The organism is Lignipirellula cremea, assembly GCF_056501455.1.
Genome location: NZ_CM151415.1, coordinates 4,502,450 through 4,519,139, shown reverse-complemented (window position 1 = coordinate 4,519,139; position 16,690 = coordinate 4,502,450). Strand labels below are relative to the sequence as shown.

Here is a 16,690-nt window from a genome sequence, read left to right as displayed (position 1 = left end):
AGACTTGCCGGCACTCCGTAAAGTTAATGCGCGAGAGCCAGCCGGGAGGCGGGCGCCCGGCGACCGCTGCGGACATACTCCACGAAGTCTTCGCGAAACTTCTTCAGGGCGCTCTTCACCGGCCAGGCGGCTCCGTCCGCGAGTCCGCAGATGGTGGTGCCGGGGATGATGCCCATCGTTTCGGAGACTTCGATCAACAGGTCGATGTCGCGCTCGCTGCCCTCGCCGTTGCGGAAGCGTTCGAGGATCTTTTCCATCCACCGCGTCCCCTCGCGACAGGGGGTGCACTGACCGCACGATTCGTGCGCGTAAAAACGGGAGCTGTTGAACAGGACGTCGACGATGTTCGTCTGGTCGTCGATCACGATCAGGCCGGCCGTGCCGAGTCCCAGGCAGCCCGCCTTCACCGGTCCGCTGAAATCGAGCGGCACGTCCATCTCCTCGGCGGTCAGGAAGCCCGTGCTCAGCCCGCCGGGGATGACGGCTTTAACCTTGCGACCCTTCCAGATGCCGCCGCAGCGATCGATCAGTTCGCGGCTGGTGACGCCGAGCGGCAGTTCGAACAGGCCCTGCCGTTCGACGTGGCCGCTCACGCCGTAGAGCTTCGGGCCGTAGCTTCCCAGGTCGCGTGGGTTGTTCGGATCGGGCGCGACGCCCATCGAACGAAACCACTCCGGACCGCGGGCGAAGATATGCGTGACGCAGGCGATCGTCTCGACGTTGTTGACGATCGTCGGCTTACGGAACAGGCCTTCGACGGCAGGAAACGGTGGCTTGATCCGCGGCCAGGCCCGCTTGCCTTCGAGACTTTCGATCAGGCCCGTCTCTTCGCCGCAGATATACGCCCCGGCCCCGCGATGGAGACGAATATCGAGCGACTGTTCGCTCTCCAGCACCCGCGGACCGAGAATGCCGGCGGCGTAGCACTCGTCGATTGCGCGCTGAAGCGTCCGGTAGCTGCGCCCGTACTCGTAGCGCAGGTAGATGTAAGCGGTCTTCGCGCCGATGGCGCGGCAGGCGATCGCGATCCCTTCGAGCAACTGATGGGGATCCTTCTCCATCAGCACGCGATTGTTGAACGTGCCCGGTTCGCTCTCGTCCGCGTTGATCGCGAGATAGATCGGCCCCGGATGGTCCTTCGGAAGGAACGACCACTTCATGCCCGTCGGGAAGCCCGCGCCCCCGCGACCGCGGAGCGCTGATTGCTTCACCTTCTCGATCACGTCCGCCGGCGAAAGCTGAAGCGCGACCCGCAGGCCGGTGTATCCGCCTTCGGCGCGATAAGCGGCCAGGTACGGATCAGCCTCTCGTTCGACGCGCCTCAGCAATACGGTCTGGAAGTTCTCGTTCATGAGAAACTCCCTTCCGCCGCCGGGGCGCCTTCGACGAGGCGGACGATCTCGTCGGCGCTGGCGTTCAGATAGAGTTCGTCGTCGATCAGGACGCAGGGAGCGCCGTCGCACCCGCCGAGGCACTCGGCGAATTCCAGCGAGCAGCTTCCGTCGGCCGACGTGCTGCCCGGTCGACAATGCAGCCGCTCGGAGAGTTCGACCAGCAGGTCCTCTCCGCCGCGGAGCATGCAGGAAAGACTTCGGCAGACCCAGACGCGTCGCCGTCCCAGCGGATTGGCGTCGTCGCGGAAGAAGCCGTAGAAGCTCATTGTATCGGCGACTTCGGCCGGATGCAGTTCCAGCAGTTCCGCGATCTCCGCCATCGCCGCGGGCGAGACGCAGCGCAGCGACTCATGCACCAGATGCAGCGCAGGCAGCGTGACCGCGCGCTTCGTCGGGTACTTCGGGAATTCCGCGACGATGCGCTGTCGCAGTTCGTCTGTCAGAACGGTCAACGATCGAGTTCCGCTGCGATGATGTTCAAGCTCCCCAGCACGGCGACGACGTCGCTGAGCGTGGCGCCGCGAATCATGTGGGGGAAGATGCCGAAGTGAACGAACGACGGCGGACGCGTCCTCACGCGGTAAGGCTTCGCCTTGCCGTCGCCGACGATGTAGAAACCGAGTTCGCCGTTGGGCGCCTCGGTCGCGCCGTAAACCTCGCCGACCGGCGTCGGGTAACCCCGGTTGGGCATGATCACTTCGAAGTGACGGATCAGCCCCTCGATGCTGCGATAGACGTCGGCCTTATTGGGCAGCGTCGATTTGCCGTCGGTCGGATCGACTTCGAGCCCGACGTTGATCGGGCCGGCGGGGATGTTCTCGATCGCCTGCTCGATCAGCTTGACGCTCTCCAGCATCTCGTCCATCCGGACGAGATAGCGTGCGTAGCAGTCGCCTGCCCGGGCGCAGACGACGCGGAAGTCGAGGTCCGGATAGGCGAGGTAGGGCTCGTCCTTGCGAAGATCGCGAACGACGCCGCTGGCGCGGGCGATGGGCCCGGTCGCGCCGAAGGCGATCGCGTCCTCTCGCGAGAGCGTGCCGACCCCCTTCACGCGGTCGACGAAGATCCGGTTGCGGGTCAGCAGGCCATGCACTTCCGCGTGGACCTTCGGAAACTCCGCGAGGAAATCGCGGATCATCTGGATCCAGTCGGGCGTCACGTCGAAGAGCGCCCCGCCGACGCGGAAGTAGCTCGAGTGAAAACGCTGCCCCGACGCCCGTTCGCAGATGTCGTTGATCCGCTCGCGCAGATTGAAGGCGTACAGAAAGCCGGTGAACCCGCCGAGATCGAGCGCGACCGTGGCGACGTTGAGCAGGTGATCGTGCACCCGCATCAACTCCGCGAAGATCGTCCGGACGTACTTGCACCGCGGCGTGAGGTCGATCGCCAGGAGCTTCTCGACGGCGTGCAGCCAGGAGATCTCGTTCGCGACCGGCGAGATGTAGTTCATCCGATCGACGATCGTCACGTACTGGTTGAAGGTGAGATCTTCGCCCAGCTTCTCGAAACCGCTGTGCAGGTACCCGATATCGGGGACGGCGTTCACGACCGTCTCGCCGTCCAGCGTCAACGTCAGACGAAGGGTCGTGTGGGTCGCAGGATGCTGCGGCCCGAAGTTGAGCGTCCAGAGGTACTCCTGGTCGGGAGACTCCGGCGACGTGAGATCCGAGACCTGTAGCGGCATCGTCGGGGGGGGGACGGGCGCTCGCGATCGAGGTCAGCTCGTGCGCGAGGGCAATCGGTTCGCGATCGAAGGCGAACCGGGGATTCGGAGGGAACGCGGTCAGCTTTCCGATCGAGAAATGACCGGGAAATTGTGGCGTTCGCCGCGGCCCTGCAGCGGATAGTCTTTCCGCAGAGGATAGGCGACGAACTCTTCAGGCATCAGGATGCGGCGGAGGTCGGGGTGGCCCTCGAACGCGATGCCGAACATGTCGTACACCTCGCGCTCGAGCCAGTTGGCCCCCGCCCAGATCGACACGACCGAAGGGAGGGCGGGGTTCGGATCGTTGACGAACGTCTTGACGAACAGCCGCTCGTTTCGAGCGAGCGACAGCAGCGAGTAGACGACGGCGAAGCGGTCGGTCGCGTCCGGATACTCCAGAAGATCGATCGCCGTGACGTCGACGAGCATGTCGAAGTCGAACTCATGCCGGAGCGATCGAAGCGTCTCGAACAGATCCTGGGCATGAATGACGAGCCGCACGTCGCCGCGGAAGCTCTCCATCCGGGAGCGACTGCCGATGCGGGCGGAGATCGCCGCTTCCCATGTCGGCGCAGTCGACGCCTCGTTCGATTCGCTGCGGGGCGACGACGAAGGGGTCTTCCTGTTTCCGGAAGCGGCAGCGACTTTAGGATCCGACGATTTACGCTGGCTCACCGACGCGACCCGCCTCCGCTGACGGCGCCTGGTTCCACGGCGCCCGTTTCGACCCCGTCGCTCAGTCGCACGAGTTCGTCGCGATCGAACGGCGACGGGCCGATCGGTCGGGTGCGCATCGGGAATTCGCGACCGCTCATCGTGCCGGTCCGCATGATGTAATCCTGGAGCTCGATCACCGCGCGGATGAGTTGCTCCGGGCGAGGCGGACATCCGGGGACGTACATGTCGACCGGGATGAAGCGGTCGACGCCCTGTACGACGGCGTACGTATCGAAGACGCCGCCCGTGCAGGCACAGGCGCCCATCGAGATGCACCACTTGGGTTCGGGCATCTGCAACCAGATCCGCTGCAGCACGGGCAGCATCTTTCCGACGACTCGCCCGGCGACGATCAAGAGATCGCACTGCCGAGGACTGAACCGCATCACCTCGGCGCCGAAACGGGCGAGATCATGACGGCTCGACGCGGTCGCCATCAGCTCGATGCCGCAACAGGCCGTCGCGAACGGCATCGGCCAGAGGCTGTTGGTGCGGGCCCAGTTCGCGGCGACGTCGAGCTTGGTGAGAAAAACGTTCTCCGGCACGCCTAGCGCCATTTGAACGCTCCCTTCTTCCACGCGTAGATGTAACCGATCCCGAACGTCGCCATGAAGAACAGCATGACCCCCAGCATCAGATCCCGCAGTCCTTCGGGTACGCCCCCGTCGTCGACGTACGCGGCGACGGCCCAGGGATAAAGGAACAAGAGTTCCACGTCGAAGATCAGAAACAGGATCGCCAGAACGTAGAACTTCACGTCGAACGGCTGATGCGCGTCGCCGACCGGATCCATACCCGATTCGTAGGGCATGTCCTTCACCGCCGTGCGTCGCCGCGGACCGATCAGATTCGCGAGCGCCAGCGTCACCACGACGAAGCCGACGAGGGCCCCGGCGTAGAGCAGGACCGGCCAATAATTCGCGATCGATTCCGACATCGGAAAACGCCCTTCGATCCTTCTCGATCCCCTCGCCGCCTTGTCGACCGATGGCCGCACAAGGGAGGCTAATGGGCCCTCGCCGCCCGCAGGCGCTAGCTGAGCTCGACGAGAGGCGGCGAACTGCCGCTCACTCGCGCATCCTATCCGTTCGCCCGAATTGCGGGGAGGGGCTGCCGACGGCGGCGCGCCTGGATTGGCCGCAATCGCGTCCCGAAGGGGGGTTCCTGAAGAATCTTTAAGGGAAGATCCCCCGCAGCGACTCGCCGAATCTGTATCGCCCATCTTCGGCGATCCGTGCAGGATTATAGCGCGAGTCGTTCGAGGACTAGGCCTCAGGCGCTCCGGCTAGGAAGCGCCTGCGTCGCGACGACCCGCACCAGTCGGCGCGGCGATTTCGCACGTCTCGGCGCGAGTGCCGCTCGCAGGTCGTAGGAACCGCCCCCAAGCGGCATGCGAGGGAGCGGGCAGCGCCGCTAAGTCCGCCGGCTTCGGCTCAGGGATCGGTACGCGCGTCCTGATCCGACGGGTCGTCGCTCGTCGGATCGTACGGAGGCAGGCTATCCGATTCGGACGCGACTTCTTCGAGGACTTCGCTGGGGCCGTGACCTGCTGCCGCTCGCTTGTCGACGATCCAGGAGATGAGCAGGCTCGCGCCGAGCGTGACCACGATGAAGGCGAGCGAGAACCAGTTGGCCTCGTCTTCCAGGTGGTAGCGATGGATGACCACTTCTTTCAGCAGAATCTTGACGCCGACGTACGCAAGGATTACGACGAGCCCGAATTGCAGGTACCGGAACCGGTCGAGCATCGACAGCAGGACGAAGTAGAGCGACCGGAGTCCGAAGATCGCGAAGGCGTTCGCGGTGAAGATGATGAAGGGATCCTTCGAGACGGCGAACGCAGCGGGAACCGAGTCGACCGCGAAAATAAGGTCGCTCGCTTCGACCAGCAGCAGGGTCAGGAACAGCGGCGTGGCGAACCAGCGCCCGTCGATTTTCACGAAGAACTTCTCTTCGTGGAACTTGTTCGTGACCGGAATGAACTTTCGGGCGATCCGCACCAGCAGGTGCTTCTCGACGGGGATCTCTTCCTCGTGCTTGGCGAAGAGCATCTTCCCCGCTGAGAAGAGCAGCAGCGCGCCGAAGATGTAGAGGATCCACTCGAATCGTTCGACGAGCCAGGCTCCGAGCACGATCATCGTGCCGCGAAGCACGATCGCGCCCAGGATGCCCCAGAACAGCACGCGATGCTGTTCGTGCTTCGGGACGCGAAACGACGCGAAGACCAGCGCGATGACGAAGACGTTATCCAGCGAGAGCGACTGCTCCAGCAACCAGCAGGAGAAGTACTGGATCGTCGCCTGGCGACCGCTCAGAGGGTCTTCGGGCAGCCAACTCTCGGGAAGTCGTTCGTAGAGGAACCAGATCACGCCGCCGAAGAGGCAGGCGGCGACCATCCAGAAGAGCGTCCAGCCGACGGCGTCCTTGAACTTCGGCGCCTTCCGGCCGCGATGGAATACGAACAGGTCGAGCGTAACGGCGACGAGAACGAACGCGATGAAGCCGACCCAGATCCGCCAATCCATAGGGTTATTCCGAGCCGATTCCGACGTATCTGGCCGTTGCTTCGGCCGGAGTGCATGCTGCCGAAGGGGCAGATCGTTCCGAATTCTATCGCTCTTGCTCGTGCAGAGCAGGCCCCACAGGCCGGGCGGTCAGCGCCCTGGGCCTTCGCAGGCAGCTGCGATGGGTTTCGCAGCTGGCTATTCGGACGAGCGAATCGCGGCGCCTATTTTCCGGAGGGGACCGGGACGGGCGTCATCAGGGCCGCCTTCGGATGATCGCCCCCGTGATCGCCTTCGAGTTCCTCTTCCGAGGGGGGCTCAGGCAGCCAGAACGTCAGAATGACCCCGAGCACGCACGCGATCAGCGCCACGATGCCCGCGGCGACCGCGATCGACCCGGTCAGCGGCAGCAGCGCGTAGGTGACGATCACGGCCGAGGTGCCGATCACGCGCCCGCCGATGTTGGCCGCGAAGCTTTCGCCCGTGCCGCGAAGGTGCATCGGATAGACGCGCGGCAGGTAGTTCCCCCAGAAGCTGAACTGCCCGATGGTCAGCACTCCCGATAAGAAGATGCCCCAGGCGAGCAGGTCGATGTTGTCGCGCGCTGGGAAGAAGAAGACCGCCGGGATGATGAGCAACGCCGGGATCTGGAACGTCCAGAGCAGCATCCGTCGCCCGACGATGACGATCGCCAGCGTCGCGAGAATCACGCGTCCGACGATACCGCCGATCTCCTGAAAGGCGTTCACGTCGTTGGCGGCCCGCTGTTCGATCTTCCGCACCTCGGCGTCGGGCTTCCCTTCCTTCTCGGCCACGACGGAGGGGATCGTCTTCACGATTTGCGGCACCTGTTGCAGCGCGCCAAACGCGATGCCGTAGCAGCAGGCGAACAGAAGCGTCGTCACGATGGTCGTGCGTCGCAGAGCGGGCGCGAACAACTCGCTGAACTGAGGCCGGCGGAGCAATCCAGCCGCACGTTTTCGTTCCCATTCCGGCGATTCCGGCAGGAACGGGCGCACCAGAATGAGCGGAATCGCGGGAATCACGCCCGAGATCAGCGTGTAGCGCCAGGCCTCGTGCTCGCCGTAGATCATCGGAAACGACGACGCATACTCGACGGCGATGCGATTGGCGAGCGTCACCAGCACGCCGCCGACGGAGGCGAACGCCTGGGTGTAGCCCAATACGGCTTCGCGTTGCTTCGGATTCCTGAATAGTTCCGCCAGCCACGCCGTGGCGGCGACGAATTCGACGCAAACGCCGACGAACGTCGTCGTGCGAAAGAAGAGCAGCATCTCCAGCGACGTCGAAAAGCCGGACGCCAGCGCCGAGAAAGCGTAGAGCAGAATGCTGTACGTCAGGACGCGACGGCGACCGAGACGATCCGTCAGGTAGCCGCCGAACAGGCCGAAGACGCCGCCGGCGATCGCCGGCACGAAGAACATCACCGTAATCCACTGCGGCCGCGTCAGCGGAAGAAAGCTGTTCGGCTCCAGCGCGGGCAAAGCCTGCGGCAGGATCAGCGGCAGCATCAGCAGTTCATACGTATCGAACGCGAAGCCGATCGCGGCGATGACGCATACCGTCCAGGCGACGAATCCGAATTTCGAGTTCGAGTCGGCCAAGGTAGGACTTTCGGCGGGAGGGTCGGTCGAAGGCGCAGATCAGAGTCGCGTCAGCGGCGTTCCGCCAGCGGAAGCCGCGACCGGAGGAAAGCGAGTGCGCTTTCCCCGCTTCGCTGCGACCCTGCTTCAGGAGGCGGGCCCAGTTTACGCTCCGACGTCGGAAATCTGAACAACCCTGGCGTCGTCGGATCAGCCCTCGGGAAGCGGCTGACCCTTCGTTTCCGGAGCGAACGGCAGGGCGATCAATCCGACGGCGAAAGCGGAACACATCGCGATACCGGCCCAGCGCAGCGGCTCCTGGGTATCTACGAAGACCACGCCCGTCAGGTATCCGAGCGTCAGGGGCCCCGACGCCGAAAGGAACCGCCCCACGTTGTAGCAGAACGAGGTTCCCGTACTTCGAAGATGCGTGGGGAACAGTTCCGGGAAGTAGATCGCGTAGCCGCCGAACGGAGCCAGCGTGCAAAACCCGAGAATCGGCATCATCCAGAGCGCGTCCACGCGACGGTCGATCATCAGGAACGTAAAGATCGTCGCCGCGGCGGCTAAGAGAAACGCGACGGCGAAGGCGGCGCGCCGCCCTACCCGATCGGTGAACAGCGTGAACGCGTAGATGCCGAAGAAGGCGCCGATATTGAAGAGCATCGAGGAGTAGCCGACCCATCGGGTCAGGTTACCGCCCATTTCAGCCGACCGTCGCTTGATCGTTTCGGTCAGCGCGGCGACGTCCGTGCTCTCCGGATCGCCGGCAAGGAACTTCTCCCGTGCAGTCCGTGCGGCGCTGGCGACGTCGGGGTTTCTCGTTTCGCGTTTGCTCGCGGACGCGGCGGCCTTCAGCAAGGCTTCGCGCTCGATCGGTTTCCCTTCTCTCCGAAGAGCCAGAGCTCCCGACCAGAGTGACTGGGCATCTGCGGAGCCCGGGGCCGAGTCGAGAAAATCGACCGGCTTGAGCTCGATCGGATTCGCTCCTTCGGGACCGTCGGGAATAGCGCCCTCGCGGAGAGCCAATCGCAACAGATCGCGATCGGCGTCAGCCATGCCCGCGGCCCGATACTCCGCCTCGTACCCTTTGCGGAATACGCTGCGGGCGAGGTCGAAGCTGAAGAATGCGATACCCCACAGCCCGATCACGCCGGCGATCGCGATCGCCAGGCCGATTAACGCTCGACCGCGCCAGATCGGCGTGCCGAGCAGTTCGCGATAAGAGCCGAACTTCCGCTTCTCGCCTTCGACGCCCGCTTCGGCTTGGGCCGCTTTCCAGGTGTCGGGTTCTTTCAATCGACCGCGGACGAACACCGCCAACAACGCGGGCAGCGTTCCGACCAGGAACATCGCCCGCCACGCGGTGATCTGAATTCCGAAGATTTCGAGCTCGTCGAGAAGGCCTTGCTCGGCGATCTCGCCCATCGCGTTGTTGATGAGCGCCGCGGAGATATTGCCGACCGCCGAGAGCGCCTGCAGCAGGCCGAGCGCGAACGGTCTCGCGGCAGCCGGCATGACCTCCGCCACGAGCGCGACGCCCACGGCGAATTCCCCGCCGACGCCCAGGCCGGTGACGAACCGGTACGCGGCGAAATCCCAGAATCCGATCGAGAACGCGCTGAGCCCGGTGCAGAGCGAGTAAAGCAGAATCGTGAGCAGCATCGTCTTGGCGCGGCCGATGCGATCGCCCAGGACGCCGAAGAACAGCCCGCCTGCCGCCCAGCCCATCAGAAAGATGGCCGTCGCGATCCCGCTGTACTTGTCGACGTCCCCCTGGTCCGCGATCTCGCCTGGCGACGCGAGTAGTTCCCGCATCGCCGGGACACGCGCCATCAGGAACAACTGCTGGTCCATCGTGTCGAACAGCCAGCCGAGAGCGGCGACCGCGAGCACGAACCAGTGATATTTATTGAGGAGCGTATACCACTGGGGGCGGCGTTCGGTCATGCGGGCCGGATCGACGACGAGGATGAGCGGGAGGAGGGAGGAGCGGTGGGGGTACGTTCGCGGCGAGAGCCGGATTTCTCGTGGGGCCCGGCTGTGCGACCCGACTCGGCGTCATCGCGTCGAGCTTCGATTTCGACGCCGCGACCTGCCGAGGCCGCAGCGAGATTCGGCGAATGCCGTGCTGCATCCTCAGATCGCGAAGATTCGTCGCTCTGGAACGCCTCTTCGGGAACGTCGACGCCGTCCGGCGACTGATCGGCGACCTTGCGGCGGTTGAACGCCCGGCCCAGCGGACCGGCGAGCAGCGCGGGGAGAAGGATCAATTCGGCGAACATGCCCGCGATCAGAATCGTCAGCATCAGGTAGCCGAACTGCTTGGTCGGCGTGAACGTGCTGAACGCGAAGATCGACAGGCCGAGGCCGTTGACCAACGCCGCCTGCATGGTCGGCAGCGCACACTTTCGGTAGGCGTACAGGATCGACTGCTTCCGATCGCCGGTCCGGTCGAACTCGTCGCGGAACCACGCCAGGTAGTGGATCGTATCGTCGACGGCGACCCCGAGCGCGATGCTGGCCGACATCATCGCTCCGATATCGACGGCCAGGTCGAGCCATCCCATCCCGCCGAACACGAACGCGATCGGAAGGACGTTGGGGAGCATGCAGACCAGGCCCGACCAGATGCCGCGGGTGACGAACATCAGCATCGGCGTGATCACGATGAGCGACCAGAACGTGCTCTCGATCAGGCTTTGCAGCAGCGCCCGCTGAGCCTTGTAGACGATCGGCACGACTCCGGTGTAGGTCGCGTCGACGAAGGCCTTCTTCGGAGCGGCAGCGACGGCGGCGCCCTGTGCCGGCGCGTCCGAGGCGGCGACCTGGACTTCCAGCTCGGGACGGCCCTGATTCGTCGCAGCCAGAATCGGCTGGACGGTGTCGCGAACTTCGTCAGAGAACTTTCCGTAATCGACGTCCTGGAACGCCGCCACGCGGAGGCTGATTCGCCAGAGTTCGGCGCCCGTCTCCGGATCGCTGCGGAGGTAGCCCGTTTCCTTGAACGCGTCGTAGCTCGATTCCAGCTTCGTGTTGACGACCGACCGGCGAATCGTCGCCTGGAAGCCGCTGCCGGTGGGAAGTTCGGGCATGAACGCGGTCGCCGACATCGAGGGACCGATGATGTTCTGCCCCTCGGCGCCGAACTTCGCCGCGATCGCCTGTTCGACCTTCGCGACCATTTCGGCGCGGTCGATCATCCGCAGACGTGCGTCATCCGAAGCCGGCGTGCCGTCATTGCGACGGATCGCGTCGTCGTCGAACTTCAGCACGATTTCGAGCGGCACCAGCCGGCCGACGTTCGCTTCCAGCCACTTGTAATCGGTGATGACGCGGGCGTTCTTGTCGAACAGCCCCATCAGGTCGATGCTCGTCTGGATCCGCGTGATGCCGATACAGGCGACCGCGATCAGAACGGTGCACATCACCGCGACCAGCGCATGACGGCGGATGATGAACCCGCCGACGACGTTCCAGAACGCCTCGACCCGGTTTTCGGGACGGGTGTGGTCGGCGTGAGCGGCAGCATGGGCCGCTTCTTCCTCCGCCGACGCATCCTTCTTCCGCATCCGCACCGGCCAGACCTGAAGCGCGGCGGGCAGGAACAGAAACAGCGACCCGAGCATCAGGATCATACCGATGCTGGAGTAGAAGCCGAACTTGCGAATCGGCGTCAGATCGCTCGTGACGAGCGAAAGCAGACCGACCGCGGTCGTGGCCGAGCAGAAAGCGGCCGGCTTCCAGGCGTGGGCGAGGGCGCGATACGCCGCGCCGCGCAGACCGCCGTTTTCGATCGCTTCCTTGTAGTAATTGATGATGTGAATCGCGCCGGAGATCGCCAGCACGTAGATCAGCGACGGCATCGCCAGGACGACGGCGTCCGTCGTGTCGCCCCACAGCCAGATCACGGCGAGGCTCGCCGCGGCGCTCAGAATGCCGCAGCAGAAGACCATGATCGTGAGCTTGATGCTCTTGAGCGCTCGCCACGCCAGGATCAGACCCAGCAGCGTCGAGAGGCCCATCAGGCGGATCAGCGTCTTCTCGCCTTCTTCGTCGATTGCGACGTTATCCACCGGCGGGCCGCCGACGTGGACGGAATTCTTATCGATTCCGATCTCGTCGATGGCGTCGAAGAGAGCGCCCTGCGGGTGGTGGAGCGCACGCCATTTCTCGTTGCCGCGACCGATCGCCTTGCGAAAATCTTCGAGCGCTTCTTCGGACAGCGTGACGACGAGGGCGGTCTGCTTGCCGTCATCCCCCAGCAGCGACCCCCTCAGTCGTTCGACGGCGTCGTCGTAGGGAATCTCCAGCGGTTCCGCGGTCAGACGATCCAGCAGGCGGCGCGCGGTAACGACGTTCTTGAAATAGCGCACCTTTTCGCCGGGAGCTGCCGGATCGGTGTGCTTCACCGCGGCGACTCCGGTGAAAACTTCACCTTCGGCGACGATCGGCTCATGCCCTTCCTGCTCGGGAACGAGCAGTTTGGCGAGCTGTTCGATCCGCGGATCGTCGGGCGTCGCGTTCGGATCGGAGGGATCGCCCCCCAGGTGGGCGCCTTCCCAGGTGACGATCACGAACTGATCGCCGGCGAAGCGCGCGCGATACCACGCGAGGTCCGCCGTCTCCTGGAACGAGGCCGGGAGCCAGTCGACGACCTTGTTGGTGTTGCTTTGGACGGCTCGAAACGCCCCGTACAGAATCAGCGGCGCCGCGAGAGCCGTGAGGAGCAGAATCGCGGGCGCGATCCTCTCGAATCGACGGATCATGTTCAAGACTGCGATGTCCTTCCGTGACGTCGCCCTGTGGGAACGACGCCCGCGTTAGTGCAAACGTCGGGATCACGAGCCGCAATAGGGCGCGATCGTCCTTCGACGTCCGAAAGTCGAGAGAAACTGTTCCGATCCCTCAGGAAACCTTCGATATCCTGCCGACCTTGAAGGTTTCCGAGCGAGGGGCGTTCCTCGCCTGTCCGGCGACGAAACGATCCGCGGAGACTCTCTGACGTCCAACGACGTGACGTTTTCCTACCTAGTTCTATCGGTGCAAGTTCTTTACCCGCTCCGTCAATCTCTTCTGTATTTTCCTTCAGGGCGGCAAATTCGCCCCGGTCGTCAAACGCTGAAACTCGAACCGCTGGCGGCTCGTACAGTTCAGGTACGAATGATTCGTGTCAGTTTCGCGACCTCAGGCCGAAAAGAGAATGCTAATTCTGGGGCGCTGTCGATGCAATCGAGCCTGGCCCCACGACCCTCCCGCCGCGCCGGCGCCTCTTCCCTGACCAGCGCATCTTACTTGCGAGGTTTGCGGTAAGGCTCGTGAAATCCACGGCTTACGAGAAACTAGGCGGACTTGGGATTTCTTGTCCGGTCAGCCGGAAAGAGAAGTCGCTCTAAGAGCAGCGGCCGCAAAGTTTGCCGAACCGCGAACCGTTTCCTCCCCGCCGTCCGCCGTCGTCTTCATTCGACCTTCGCGAGTCGTTCACACCCGAGCGCCCCGACGAAGCTCCCGTCGGCGGCTCCATCCTGGACGCTCCGGCGGCGCGGAATCGTTCAGCCGGCAATGATCGGCGATCGAGTCCTCCGCCCGCCGACGCTCCCAAACGCTTGAGGTTTGCGACCTGGCGACCCGGCATAGATCTGTTCGCCGCGGCTGTTCGCGCGTCGATGACGCCCGCTCAGCCGTGAGCGCTCCCCTTTTTCTCCGGCGCCCCGTTTGCACCTCAGGGCGGACCAGACGGCGTCGCGCTCTGCGTGCTTCGCCCCGAGGAGAGCCGAGCTCTTAGGAAGAGGAGAATTGAGATGGAAGAGTCCAGACGAGTGGCGATGGTCGGCATGCGGCCGCAGGACGTTCACCCCGCCGACCCGGCATCCAGCGAGTGCTGCGTGCTGCCGAAGAACGTGGGAACGATCGAACGGGCGGCGTCGGTCACGCTCGGCGCGGCGGGCATCCTGTGCGGCGTCCGGCATGGCGGGACCTCCGGACTGCTGCTCGCCGGGCTCGGCGTCGCCGCGGTCTACCGCGGGCTGACCGGTCACTGCCACGGCTACGACGCTCTCGGAATCAACACGGCCGAGCATTCTGACGCGACGGTCATTCCCGCTCGTCAGGGCGTGAAGTTCGAGACCACGATTCGAGTTCAATCTCCCCCGGAGAAGCTGTTCGCGTTCTGGCGGGACGTCGAAAACCTGCCTCGCGTGATGCGTCATCTGCAGAGCGTCTCTTCCTACGATCGCGACCGATCGCACTGGATCGCCCGCGGTCCGTTCGGCGTCACCGCGGAGTGGGATGCAACCGTCACGCAGGAACGGGAGCACGAACTGATCGCCTGGAGTTCCGAGCCCGGCAGCGAAGTCGACACGGCGGGGTCCGTTCGCTTCAAGTCGATCGACGACGGCCGCGCGACGGAGCTGACCGTTTCGCTCAAGTACGATCCGCCGGGCGGGAAGATCGCCGCCGTCGCCGCCAAGCTTTTCGGCGGAGGAATGGAAGCGGAGATCGTCGAGGACCTGCAGCGCTTCAAGTCCGCCATGGAACGGGGTGAAACGCCGTCGATCGATCGCAGCGCGTTCGGTAACGGAACGACGACCTCCGCGGCGACCTATCCGGGCACGTGGTGAGCGATAACGCGGTCGGAACGCGAGGAGGAACGTCGAATATGAACGATCTGGCGAAGAAGTCGGCGATCGCACTCGCCGGGGGCGCGCTTGCCTGGATGGCCATTCGCTCGGCGCTGCGCGCGTCGCGGCATATCGAGTACGCGGGAAGGACGGCCCTCGTCACGGGCGGCTCGCGGGGCCTCGGCCTGGAGATGGCCCGTCGGCTCGCGGAGCAGGGAGCGAACGTCGCGATCTGCGCACGGGACGTTTCCGAGCTCGAACGCGCTCGCCTCGATCTCGAAGGTCGGGGCGGGCGAATCCTGGCGCTCGAATGCGACGTCACCGATCAGGGTCAGGTCGACGCCACAGTCGCCGCCGTCGAAAAACGTCTGGGACCGATCGACGTTCTGATCAACAACGCGGGAATCATCGCGGTCGGACCGCTGGAGGCGATGACCTTCGACGACTTCGAGCGATCGCTCGCGACGCACTTCTGGGCGCCCTACTTCGCGACGCAGGCCGTTCTGCCCGGAATGCGTGCCCGGCGGTTCGGACGGATCGTCAACATCTCCTCGATCGGCGGCATCATCCCGGCCCCGCATCTGACCCCGTACGTGGCAGGGAAGTTCGCGCTCGTCGGCTTCTCGAAGGCCCTGCGAGCGGAGTTGATGCGCGATAAGATCTACGTCACGACGGTCTGCCCCGGGCTGATGCGCACGGGCAGCCCGCCGAACGCCGAATTCAAGGGCCAGCACCGCGCGGAGTACGCCTGGTTCGTCCTCGGCGATTCGCTTCCCGGCATGAGCGTCAGCTCGGGCCATGCCGCCGACCGCATCCTGCGGGCGGCGCAGTACGCGGAGGCGGAGGTCGTGATCTCCGTCCCCGCGCGCTTCGCGGCTCTCGCCGAAGCGATCGCCCCCGAGATGATGAGCGAACTCTACGCGGTCGCGAACCGCCTGCTGCCCGGACCGGGAGGGATCGGCTCGGAATCGCAACTGGGACGCCAGAGCGAGTCCGCGATCACCCGCTCGTTCCTGACGCTGCTGACTCGTCACGCCGCCGTGCGGAATAACGAATCGGCGAATTGACTGCGTCAACCGTAAGGAGGAGCGAGTCGTCGAAGTCCATGCATCAGGACGAGCGACGCGAAGCCGACGTTGCGGGCCGCAGCTTCGAGCGAAGAGACTTCGGGAGGCCGCGCCGGCGTTCCCGCGATGCGGGCCTGAAACAGTTCCTTTCCGAGCCTCTCGATCCATTCGACCGACCGGGGCCGATCGCGCAGGCCCTGCAGGAGTTCTTCGGGAACTCCTGAACGTCCGACCGCGCACCCGACGATGCCTCCGGCGATCGCCGCCACGGTGTCGGTATCGCCGCCGCAGCGGATGGACGTGACGACCGCGCCGCGGACGTCGCCTGGGTACGACATCGCGGCGTGAATCGCCACAGGGACGGTTCGATAGATATAGCCGCTGACCCCGCGTTCGCATCCCAGAGCGATGGCGAACGCACGCGTCGATTCGCCGCGAAGAACGCTCTCCGCGACGCGATCCATGAGATCGACCGCCTCTTCGCCTTCGTCGCCCATCGATTCGCTGAAGGCGGCTACGAATCGCTCAGGGCGGAGTCCGTGAGCTTGGCATGCGCTTCGTGCGGCGAGCGCGACGGCCCAGGCGCCGAACTCCGCCTTCGGATCGACGTGCGTGATCCGCGTCGAAATCCGGACGATCGAACGCAGCTTCGCGAGCTCTTCGATAGCGGCGCCGAGGATCGTGGCTCGCATCGCAGGACCGTTGCCTGCCGAGTAGACGCCGCTGTTTCGCGGCGAGACGCCCAGGCAGAGTTTGCCGCAGGCGCGAAGCGTCGCCATGCCGAGGCCGGCCGGTCCGCACAGAAACCACCGTCGCATTCGCCGTCCGAGCGACGCGGCGAACAGTTCCTCGTCCCCACCGGATTCGATCAACGCCTCGGCAGCGAGGCACGCATGTTCCGCGTCGTCGGAAATCATTCCCCGTCCGAACGCGAAACGATAGCGGTCGGGCTCGCCGAGCAGACGCGCCCCGCGAGCAGGCGAGAGGCCCTCGTACGGCAGACCGAGCGCGTCGCCGACGGCGCCGGAGAGAAGACAGCCGACGATCGACGACTCCGTGAGCATGCGCTGAGAGTAGCC

At 64.7% G+C, this 16,690-nt stretch carries 14 protein-coding genes; 3 read left to right on the top strand and 11 right to left on the bottom strand.

Annotation, left to right across the window (positions count from 1 at the left end):
- Positions 1–23 precede the first annotated feature (23 nt).
- From nuoF to SH602x_RS17490, 4 genes are all read right to left on the bottom strand, one after another.
- On the bottom strand, positions 24–1,352 hold the full coding sequence (nuoF, locus tag SH602x_RS17505) for an NADH-quinone oxidoreductase subunit NuoF (RefSeq protein ID WP_479473544.1): 1,329 nt from the start codon (positions 1,350–1,352) through the stop codon (positions 24–26).
- On the bottom strand, positions 1,349–1,846 hold the full coding sequence (locus SH602x_RS17500; RefSeq protein ID WP_479473543.1) for an NADH-quinone oxidoreductase subunit NuoE family protein: 498 nt from the start codon (positions 1,844–1,846) through the stop codon (positions 1,349–1,351). Before SH602x_RS17500 ends, nuoF begins: the two co-directional genes overlap by 4 nt.
- Positions 1,843–3,078 (bottom strand): NADH-quinone oxidoreductase subunit D, encoded by a 1,236-nt coding sequence (locus SH602x_RS17495; protein ID WP_479473542.1) that lies wholly within the window; start codon positions 3,076–3,078, stop codon positions 1,843–1,845. The genes SH602x_RS17500 and SH602x_RS17495 overlap by 4 nt, the downstream gene beginning before the upstream one ends.
- Positions 3,079–3,177: 99 nt before the next feature.
- Positions 3,178–3,600 (bottom strand): NADH-quinone oxidoreductase subunit C, encoded by a 423-nt coding sequence (locus SH602x_RS17490; protein WP_479473541.1) that lies wholly within the window; start codon positions 3,598–3,600, stop codon positions 3,178–3,180.
- Here SH602x_RS17490 and SH602x_RS17485 point away from each other — a divergent pair.
- Positions 3,587–3,796 carry a hypothetical protein gene (locus SH602x_RS17485; RefSeq protein WP_479473540.1) on the top strand — a complete coding sequence of 70 codons (210 nt, stop codon included), beginning with the start codon at positions 3,587–3,589 and terminating at the stop codon, positions 3,794–3,796. The two genes, SH602x_RS17490 and SH602x_RS17485, sit on opposite strands and share 14 nt — an antisense overlap.
- Here SH602x_RS17485 and SH602x_RS17480 read toward each other — a convergent pair.
- The 6 genes from SH602x_RS17480 to SH602x_RS17455 all read right to left on the bottom strand — a co-directional run bounded on the left by SH602x_RS17480 (position 3,771) and on the right by SH602x_RS17455 (position 12,693).
- On the bottom strand, positions 3,771–4,373 hold the full coding sequence (locus SH602x_RS17480; RefSeq protein WP_479473539.1) for an NADH-quinone oxidoreductase subunit B: 603 nt from the start codon (positions 4,371–4,373) through the stop codon (positions 3,771–3,773). The genes SH602x_RS17485 and SH602x_RS17480 overlap by 26 nt on opposite strands.
- Positions 4,364–4,753: an NADH-quinone oxidoreductase subunit A gene (locus SH602x_RS17475; protein WP_479472244.1), complete on the bottom strand. Its 390-nt coding sequence runs from the start codon at positions 4,751–4,753 to the stop codon at positions 4,364–4,366. Before SH602x_RS17475 ends, SH602x_RS17480 begins: the two co-directional genes overlap by 10 nt.
- A 496-nt stretch (positions 4,754–5,249) precedes the next feature.
- Positions 5,250–6,341 carry a TerC family protein gene (locus tag SH602x_RS17470; protein ID WP_479473538.1) on the bottom strand — a complete coding sequence of 364 codons (1,092 nt, stop codon included), beginning with the start codon at positions 6,339–6,341 and terminating at the stop codon, positions 5,250–5,252.
- A gap of 203 nt (positions 6,342–6,544) precedes the next feature.
- A complete protein-coding gene (locus tag SH602x_RS17465) occupies positions 6,545–7,945 on the bottom strand; it encodes an MFS transporter (protein ID WP_479473537.1) in 1,401 nt (466 codons plus the stop codon).
- Positions 7,946–8,134: 189 nt separating this feature from the next.
- Entirely contained in the window at positions 8,135–9,874 is a 1,740-nt protein-coding gene (locus SH602x_RS17460) for an MFS transporter (protein WP_479473536.1), read from the bottom strand.
- On the bottom strand, positions 9,871–12,693 hold the full coding sequence (locus tag SH602x_RS17455; RefSeq protein ID WP_479473535.1) for an efflux RND transporter permease subunit: 2,823 nt from the start codon (positions 12,691–12,693) through the stop codon (positions 9,871–9,873). The genes SH602x_RS17460 and SH602x_RS17455 overlap by 4 nt, the downstream gene beginning before the upstream one ends.
- Positions 12,694–13,725: 1,032 nt before the next feature.
- On the opposite strand from SH602x_RS17455, the gene SH602x_RS17450 reads away from it, so the two are divergent.
- Entirely contained in the window at positions 13,726–14,544 is an 819-nt protein-coding gene (locus tag SH602x_RS17450; protein WP_479473534.1) for an SRPBCC family protein, read from the top strand.
- A 38-nt stretch (positions 14,545–14,582) separates the two neighbouring features.
- Positions 14,583–15,611, top strand: coding sequence for an SDR family NAD(P)-dependent oxidoreductase (locus tag SH602x_RS17445; protein ID WP_479473533.1), 1,029 nt, complete (start codon positions 14,583–14,585; stop codon positions 15,609–15,611).
- A 5-nt stretch (positions 15,612–15,616) separates the two neighbouring features.
- Here the strand turns inward: SH602x_RS17445 and SH602x_RS17440 are convergent, their stop codons facing one another.
- Entirely contained in the window at positions 15,617–16,675 is a 1,059-nt protein-coding gene (locus SH602x_RS17440) for an ADP-ribosylglycohydrolase family protein (RefSeq protein ID WP_479473532.1), read from the bottom strand.
- Positions 16,676–16,690 lie beyond the last annotated feature (15 nt).